9 protein-coding genes are annotated in these 7,405 nt (G+C 72.5%); 4 read left to right on the top strand and 5 right to left on the bottom strand.

Features of this window, described 5'->3' with window-relative positions:
* Positions 1 to 622: helix-turn-helix domain-containing protein (locus tag GPJ59_RS31105; protein ID WP_308120581.1), on the bottom strand; the 622-nt coding region annotated here is incomplete at its 3' end.
* 185 nt (positions 623 to 807) lie between these two features.
* Between GPJ59_RS31105 and GPJ59_RS31100 the strand changes: the two genes are divergently transcribed.
* Both GPJ59_RS31100 and GPJ59_RS31095 read left to right on the top strand, forming a co-directional pair.
* Positions 808 to 1,422: a hypothetical protein gene (locus GPJ59_RS31100; RefSeq protein ID WP_219671258.1), complete on the top strand. Its 615-nt coding sequence runs from the start codon at positions 808 to 810 to the stop codon at positions 1,420 to 1,422.
* Positions 1,423 to 1,588: 166 nt separating this feature from the next.
* Complete coding sequence (locus GPJ59_RS31095; protein WP_219671257.1) at positions 1,589 to 1,849, top strand: DUF6343 family protein; 261 nt, start codon at positions 1,589 to 1,591, stop codon at positions 1,847 to 1,849.
* 30 nt (positions 1,850 to 1,879) lie between these two features.
* On the opposite strand, the gene GPJ59_RS31090 is transcribed toward GPJ59_RS31095, so the two are convergent.
* The 4 genes from GPJ59_RS31090 to rpsA all read right to left on the bottom strand — a co-directional run bounded on the left by GPJ59_RS31090 (position 1,880) and on the right by rpsA (position 5,858).
* On the bottom strand, positions 1,880 to 2,290 hold the full coding sequence (locus GPJ59_RS31090) for a tetratricopeptide repeat protein (protein ID WP_219671256.1): 411 nt from the start codon (positions 2,288 to 2,290) through the stop codon (positions 1,880 to 1,882).
* Positions 2,291 to 2,574: 284 nt separating this feature from the next.
* On the bottom strand, positions 2,575 to 3,183 hold the full coding sequence (gene coaE, locus GPJ59_RS31085) for a dephospho-CoA kinase (protein WP_219671255.1): 609 nt from the start codon (positions 3,181 to 3,183) through the stop codon (positions 2,575 to 2,577).
* 61 nt (positions 3,184 to 3,244) lie between these two features.
* Positions 3,245 to 4,183 (bottom strand): PAC2 family protein, encoded by a 939-nt coding sequence (locus tag GPJ59_RS31080; RefSeq protein ID WP_219671254.1) that lies wholly within the window; start codon positions 4,181 to 4,183, stop codon positions 3,245 to 3,247.
* 181 nt (positions 4,184 to 4,364) lie between these two features.
* A complete protein-coding gene (gene rpsA, locus GPJ59_RS31075) occupies positions 4,365 to 5,858 on the bottom strand; it encodes a 30S ribosomal protein S1 (protein ID WP_219671253.1) in 1,494 nt (497 codons plus the stop codon).
* 348 nt (positions 5,859 to 6,206) lie between these two features.
* On the opposite strand from rpsA, the gene GPJ59_RS31070 reads away from it, so the two are divergent.
* Positions 6,207 to 7,055 carry a class I SAM-dependent methyltransferase gene (locus GPJ59_RS31070; RefSeq protein ID WP_219671252.1) on the top strand — a complete coding sequence of 283 codons (849 nt, stop codon included), beginning with the start codon at positions 6,207 to 6,209 and terminating at the stop codon, positions 7,053 to 7,055.
* A 148-nt stretch (positions 7,056 to 7,203) separates the two neighbouring features.
* Complete coding sequence (locus GPJ59_RS31065; protein WP_219671251.1) at positions 7,204 to 7,344, top strand: hypothetical protein; 141 nt, start codon at positions 7,204 to 7,206, stop codon at positions 7,342 to 7,344.
* The last annotated feature ends 61 nt before the right edge of the window (positions 7,345 to 7,405 follow it).

The following is a 7,405-nucleotide window of genomic DNA, read 5'->3' as shown; positions in this document are numbered from 1 at the left end:
CCCCCAGCACGGCCCGCCGCCGGTACCAGGGCATCCGGGACGGGGCGTAACCGGGCCGCTCGGCCCCGGGCTGCCCGGTGGCACCCGCGGGTACCCCACGCGCCGCCGCGGCGGCGCGTGGGACCGGATCCGTGGCGCCCGAGCCGGCGCCCTGCTTCGTACCCGCCCCGCCGGTACCGGTCCCGGCGCCGCCGCCCGCACCGTCGGCTCTCGCCGAGGAGACGTCCGTACGGCCCGAGGGGACATCCGTACGGCCCGGGGACACGTCCGTACGGCCGGCACCCGTCGCCGAGCCGGAAGCCGACCCCGCCGGTCTCGAAGCCGACGGCGTCCCGCTGCGCTCCGCCGCCCGCCGCCGCGCGTCCGCCAGCAGCCAGGCCCGGTGCAGTTCCACCGCCTCGTCGTGGTCGGCCCCGCAGGCGCGTACGAACCGGTCCACCGTGGCGAACTCGGTGGGCACCGCCTCGCCGTTGCAGTACCGGTGCAGGGTCGACGTACTGACGTGCAGCTGCCGCGCCAGGCTCCCGTAGCTCTGTCCGGACCGCTCCTTCAGCCCGCGCATCAGCAGCGCGAACCTCCGGGTCTCCGCCGGCCGCCCGGCCGGCCCCTCCGCCTCGCCCACGGTGTTCCCCCGTCCCGCGACGCCGTTCCCTACGGGGGGTGTTCCCCCAGGTGGCAGCGCGTATGGCCGTTCCAGTGTCCCGAATCGGCCGGTTTTCGTCGTCCGACACCCCGAGCCGGGGGAAGGCTGACTGCGAAGTCGCACCGGGCTCGTCCACCTCATCGTCTGCAACGGGGAGTACCACCGTGTTCCGACGCACCGGCACCCTGCTGTCCGCCGTCCTCGCGGCCGCCGCCGCCCTCACCCTCACCGCCTCGGCCACCGCCACCGCCGGTACGGCCGCCGCCGCGCCCGGCTTCCTGCGGGGCACCGACCTGCCGCCGCACCCGAGCTCGCCCTGGTACGAGGGCCAGGTCGCCAAGGGCCTGCCGGAGCTGCCCGTGTTCTGCCTGGAGGGCGTGCCCGCGGGCGGCAGTTGGCACCGGCAGTTCGGCACCGAGTTCGACACGGGAGCGCTGCAGGTCTCGTGGCGGACCGCCTCCGCCGGGGCGGCCGCCAAGCTCGCCGCTTCCCTGGAGCGCAAGGTGGCCGCCTGCGCCGCCGACTGGCTGCGCGTGCACCCGGGCGGCACCGCCTCCTGGCAGGACCACGGCCCGCTCGCCGTCGAGGAGGGCGCCCACGTCTACGGGGTGCACACCTCGCTCCCCGAGTCCGAGCCGGGCGTGCACCTGTACGGCATCGGCCGCGACGGCGCCACGGTGACCGTCGTGCAGTGGGGCCAGATGGGCAACCTGTCCGACGCCCCCGTCCCGGCCTTCAGGACGACGACCACGACGGCCGTGAACAGGCTCCATCCCTGAGGATCCGGCACTGAGGATCCGGCACTGAGGCGCCGGGCGCCCCTGAGCCGCCGCGCCCCTCAGCCGCCCGCCGGCCCCGAGCCCTCGGCCCGGGCCGCCCGCGGTGGGACCATGGACATGGGTCGGCACGATGCGCCACGAGGACCCACTAGGCGAGGCGATGGCCATGCGTTCGGGAAACGAGCCGGTGACTGCCCGCAGCCCGCTGCGGCTACGGCTCTGGCTGAGCGTCTGGGGCCTGCTCTGGGCGCTCGGCGGTACGGCCGCCTTCGCGCTGGCGGGCCGGGCCGGCTGGGCGGCGGCGTGCGGGGTGCTGGCGCTGCTCGTCGCGGTCGACCTGGTGATGATCGTGCGCCACATCCGGCAGGGCCCGCACTGGCAGCCCGGCCCCGATGTCCCCCCGTACGAGCCGCCCCGGCAGCACTGAGGCGGCGGTCGCCGCGGGTTTCGGGGGGAGTCAGTTCTCGAAGCGGGCCGCCTGCACGTACTCCGGCTTGGGGTCCAGGGCGGCGGCCAGTCGGAAGTGCTTGCGCGCCCGCTCCGGCCGCCCGGACCGCTCGTGGGTGCGGGCCAGCGCGAAGTGCGCGAACGCGTTGTCCGGCTCCCGCTCCAGGATGTGCTCGAATTCCCGCGCGGCCGCACGCAGCTGTGCGGAGGCGAAGAAGGCGCGGGCGCGCAGCAGCCGGGCCGCGCCGCTCTCCGGATGGGCGGCTATCAGCGGGTCCAGCAGCCTGATGGCACCGCGGGGATCCCGGGCGGCGAGCAGCTGCTCGGCGGCCCGGAACGCGATGACGTGGGTCTCCGGGCTGCGGGAACCGGAGGCTCCGGGCGGGCCGGACGACCCGGGCGGCGGCGTGGTCTCGGACACGGTCGGATCCTTCCCACTACGGCCCCCTTCGATACCCGGGCCCGCTCCTGATCCACGGACCCGCCGGCGTGACCGGGCCCGGGACCGCCGGCCGGGCGCATGCCGGCCGGGCGCTCCCGCAGGCCGCAGGCCGCAGGCCGCAGGCCGCAGGCCGCATCGGCCGGGACCACCCCGGCCGCAGCCGCCTCAGCCACAGACCGCCTCAGCCGCAGGAAGCCCTCAGCCACAGACCGCCTCAGCCGCAGGCAGCCCTCAGCCGCAGACCGCCTCAGCCGCAGGAAGCCTCAGCCCCGGGCGGCCGCCGCCCGTGCGGTGAGTTCCTCCCACACCTTGCGGACCTGCGGCTCCAGCGCCTCCAGCGGCCCGTCGTTGTCGATGACCAGCGTGGCCACCGCCAGTCGCTGCTCCCGCGTGGCCTGCGCGGCCATCCGGGCCCTGGCCTCCGACTCGGCCATCCCGCGCAGCCCGGTCAGCCGGGCCAGCTGGGTGCCGGGGGCGGCGTCGACCACGACCACCAGGTCGTAGAGCGGCGCCAGCCCGTTCTCGGTCAGCAGTGGTACGTCGTGCACCACGATCGCGTCAGGTCCCGCCGCCCGTTCCAGCTCGGCGGACCGGGCCCCGACCAGCGGGTGCACGATCCCGTTGAGCGTGTTCAGCTTCTCCGGGTCGGCGAACACGATGGAGCCCAGCTTCGGCCGGTCCAGCGTGCCCTCCGGGGTCAGCACCTCCGGGCCGAACGCCTCGACGACGGCCGCGAGCCCGGCCGTGCCCGGCTCCACGACCTCCCGTGCGATCCGGTCGGCGTCCACGACGACCGCACCGTACCCCGCCAGCAGCCGCGAGACCTCGCTCTTGCCGGCACCGATTCCGCCCGTCAGGCCCACTTTCAGCATGGGCCGCAGCTTAGACGGCGTACCGCGACCGGGGTACGGCAGCCCGTGTCCCGCCCCACCCTCAGAGGTCCCCTTCGCGCTCCGCCAGGAACCGCTCGAACTCCAGGCCGATCTCGTCCGCCGAGGGGATGTCGGCCGGCTCGGCGATCATGTTGCCCCGGGTCTCCGCCCCGGCCACCGCGTCGTACTGGTGCTCCAGGCCCTGCACGAGGCCGACCAGCTCCTCGTCACCCTCCCGGATCTGCCGGTCGATCTCCGTCTGGGTGCGGTACGCCTCGGTCCGCAGCGCGTGCGCCACGCCGGGCAGGACCAGGCCGGTCGCGGCCGTGATGGCCTCCAGCGCGGTGAGCGCCGCGTCGGGGTACGGGGAGCGCGCGACATAGTGCGGCACGTGGGCCGCGACGCCCAGGACGTCGTGTCCGGCCTCGCCGAGCCGGAACTCGACCAGCGACTCCGCGCTGCCGGGCACCTGCGCCTCGTCGAAGGGGCTGCGGTGGCCGGGCATCAGGTCGGTGCGGTTGCCGTGCGGGGTGAGGCCGACCGGCCGGGTGTGCGGGACGCCCATCGGGATGCCGTGGAAGTTCACCGACAGCCGGACCCCGAGCCGCTCCACGATCTGCCGGACGGCGACGGCGAAGCGCTCCCACTCCACGTCCGGCTCCGGGCCGGACAGCAGCAGGAACGGGGCCCCGGTGGCGTCCTGGACGACCCGGACCTCGATCTTCGGCTCCTCGTACGCGGTCCAGCGGTCGCGCCGGAAGGTCAGCAGCGGGCGCCTGGCCCGGTAGTCGACCAGCCGGTCGGCGTCGAAGCGGGCGACGACCTGGTGCGGCAGGGTGTCGAGGAGCCGCTCGACGATCTGCTCACCGGTCTCACCGGCGTCGATGTAGCCCTCGAAGTGGTAGAGCATGACCAGCCCGGCCGACTCCTGGGCCAACGCCATGTCCACCACTGCCAGACCCTTGGCGTCCCACTCGTACAGACCCTGGGGATCAAGCACCGTCACCACTCCTCCTCGCCGCGTTCTCCTTTCGCAACGCCCAAGGAGCCGACGCCATTCCCCAGTTGGCGTCTTGACCGAAAGCGGCCCGGGCGTACGGAACGCGGTAAGGCCCGCCCCCCGGAGGGGACGGGCCTTACCGTTTCAGCTTTCGGTCAGCGACCGGGACGCTGCGCCGTGATCAGCTCTGGCCGCCGGCCAGCTTCTCGCGGAGCGCGGCCAGGGCCTCGTCCGACGCCAGGGCGCCGGAGTTGTCGTCCGACTCCGAGGAGTACGAACCACCGGTCGGCGCGGCGGCGGCAGCAGCCTCGCCACCCTCGGCCGCGGCAGCGGCGTCGGCCTCGCGGGACTTGATGACCTGGGCCTGGTGCTGCTCGAAGCGGGCCTGGGCCTCGGCGTACTGGGTCTCCCACGCCTCGCGCTGCTTCTCGTAGCCCTCGAGCCAGTCGTTGGTCTCGGGGTCGAAGCCCTCGGGGTAGATGTAGTTGCCCTGGTCGTCGTAGGACGCGGCCATGCCGTACAGGGTCGGGTCGAACTCGACCGACGCCGGGTCGGCACCGAAGGACTCGTTGGCCTGCTTCAGGGACAGCGAGATCCGGCGACGCTCCAGGTCGATGTCGATGACCTTGACGAAGATCTCGTCGTTGACCTGGACGACCTGCTCCGGGATCTCCACGTGGCGCTCGGCCAGCTCGGAGATGTGGACCAGACCCTCGATGCCCTCGTCCACGCGGACGAACGCACCGAACGGAACCAGCTTCGTGACCTTACCCGGGACGACCTGGCCGATCTGGTGGGTACGGGCGAACTGCTGCCACGGGTCCTCCTGGGTCGCCTTCAGCGACAGGGAGACACGCTCGCGGTCCATGTCGACGTCGAGGACCTCGACGGTGACCTCCTGGCCGACCTCGACGACCTCGGAGGGGTGGTCGATGTGCTTCCAGGACAGCTCGGAGACGTGGACGAGACCGTCGACGCCACCCAGGTCCACGAAGGCACCGAAGTTGACGATCGAGGAGACGACGCCGGAGCGGACCTGACCCTTCTGCAGGGTGGTGAGGAACGTCTGGCGGACCTCGGACTGGGTCTGCTCGAGCCAGGCGCGGCGGGACAGGACCACGTTGTTGCGGTTCTTGTCCAGCTCGATGATCTTCGCCTCGAGCTCCTTGCCCACGTAGGGCTGGAGGTCGCGGACGCGACGCATCTCGACCAGGGAGGCCGGGAGGAAGCCGCGGAGGCCGATGTCGAGGATGAGACCACCCTTGACGACCTCGATGACGGTACCGGTGACGATGCCGTCCTCTTCCTTGATCTTCTCGATGGTGCCCCAGGCACGCTCGTACTGGGCGCGCTTCTTCGAGAGGATCAGGCGGCCTTCCTTGTCCTCCTTCTGGAGAACCAGGGCCTCGATCTCGTCGCCGACCTTGACGACCTCGTTCGGGTCGACGTCGTGCTTGATCGAGAGCTCGCGGCTCGGGATGACGCCTTCGGTCTTGTAACCGATGTCGAGCAGGACCTCGTCCCGGTCGACCTTCACGATGACGCCGTCGACGATGTCGCCGTCGTTGAAGTACTTGATCGTCTCGTCGATCGCGGCGAGGAAGGCTTCCTCGTTACCGATGTCGTTGACCGCAACCTGCGGAGTGGTGGCGGTGGTCTCGGTGCTGCTCGTCATGTGGGAAAGGGCTCCGGTTACGGACAGAAGGTCGTAGGTACTGCTACGCCGGGAGCCCTTATCGCCTCTGCATACGCCGGACAGCCAAGGAGACCTTGCGGCCGCCGCCCACGACGGGACGGCGAAGGCCTCGAAAACCGAGGGGACTGCAACAGATGCGAGCGCAGCCTGCTAGGTCTGAGGAGCGCAGGCTCGCAGCGCAACTTGTAGCATACGGGGGCAGCCGGACAGGGTCAATGCGCGAAGGCGCACACCCGGGGCAGAAGCCCGCATAACCGGCACAACTCGTAGGTGGAGAAGCCGCTGCGGCCTCCGCCCACTTTTTCGAAGACTACGACGACGGGCCCCATGAACCAAGAGGACTACGCACCCGAAGACGCGTACGAAGCCGGATCGGACTCGGACGCGGACGCCGAGGCCACGCGGCGTGACGCCGGCGAGACGGAAAGCAGCCGCGCGAGCCGCGGCTGGTGGGACCGCAACGCCGACGAGTACCAGAGCGAGCACGGGGCCTTCCTCGGCGACGACCGCTTCGTGTGGGGCCCGGAGGGGCTGGACGAGGCCCGGGCGGGGCTGCTCGGCCCGGCCGCCGGCCTCAAGGGCCTCGACATCCTGGAGATCGGCGCCGGTGCCGCGCAGTGCGCGCGCTGGCTGGCCGCGCAGGGCGCCCGCCCGGTCGCCCTGGACCTGTCCCACCGCCAGCTCCAGCACGCGCTGCGGATCGGCGGCGGGGTCCCGCTGGTGGAGGCGGACGCCGGGGCGCTGCCGTTCCGGGACGGCTCCTTCGACATGGCCTGCTCGGCGTACGGCGCGGTGCCCTTCGTGGCCGACCCGGTGCGGGTCTTCCGGGAGGTGCGCCGGGTGCTGCGGCCCGGCGGCCGCTGGGTCTTCTCCATCACCCACCCCGTCCGCTGGGCCTTCCCCGACGAGCCCGGACCGGAGGGGCTGTCCGTCTCCGCCTCCTACTTCGACCGCACGCCGTACGTCGAGCAGGACGAGCGGGGCCGCGCAGTGTACGTCGAGCACCACCGCACCCTCGGCGACCGGGTCCGCGAGCTGGTCGCGAGCGGCTTCCGGCTGGTGGACCTGGTCGAGCCCGAGTGGCCGGCCTGGAACAGCCAGGAGTGGGGCGGCTGGTCCCCGCTGCGCGGCAACCTGATCCCGGGCACGGCGATCTTCGTGTGCGAGAGGGACTGACGCGGAGCCAGGGGACGGGCCGCGATACGAGGACGGGCCGCGACACGAGAGGGACGACCCCGATGCAAGAGGGACTGACGCCGATGCGAGGGGGACGGACCCCGACCCGGGAGGGACTGGCTGCGATGCGAGAGGGACTGGCCGCGAAGTGATCCGTTCCGCCGCCCTGGACGCGCTGCCCGTGCGCGAGGCCGTCCCCGCCCTCACCCGGGCGCTGGACGCGCACGGCACGGCGGTGCTGTGCGCCCCGCCCGGCACCGGCAAGACCCTGTGTCTTTTACACATCTGAAGCTGCCGACCAGCCTACGCGTGGTGGATCTCGTCGGCTCTGGCTCACTGTATAAGTCGAA

Source organism: Streptomyces bambusae (genome assembly GCF_019400985.1).
In the GTDB taxonomy this organism is placed as follows: Bacteria; Actinomycetota; Actinomycetes; order Streptomycetales; family Streptomycetaceae; genus Streptomyces; species Streptomyces bambusae_A.
This window is presented reverse-complemented; position numbering and strand designations above follow the sequence as displayed.

What these genes read in the sequence shown, in the direction of transcription:
- GPJ59_RS31095 (WP_219671257.1), top strand. Translation starts at nt 1,589, where the DNA reads ATGCGTTCGGGAAACGAGCCGGTGACTGCCCGCAGCCCGCTGCGGCTA.
- coaE (WP_219671255.1), bottom strand. Translation starts at nt 3,183, where the DNA reads ATGCTGAAAGTGGGCCTGACGGGCGGAATCGGTGCCGGCAAGAGCGAG.
- rpsA (WP_219671253.1), bottom strand. Translation starts at nt 5,858, where the DNA reads ATGACGAGCAGCACCGAGACCACCGCCACCACTCCGCAGGTTGCGGTC.
- GPJ59_RS31070 (WP_219671252.1), top strand. Translation starts at nt 6,207, where the DNA reads ATGAACCAAGAGGACTACGCACCCGAAGACGCGTACGAAGCCGGATCG.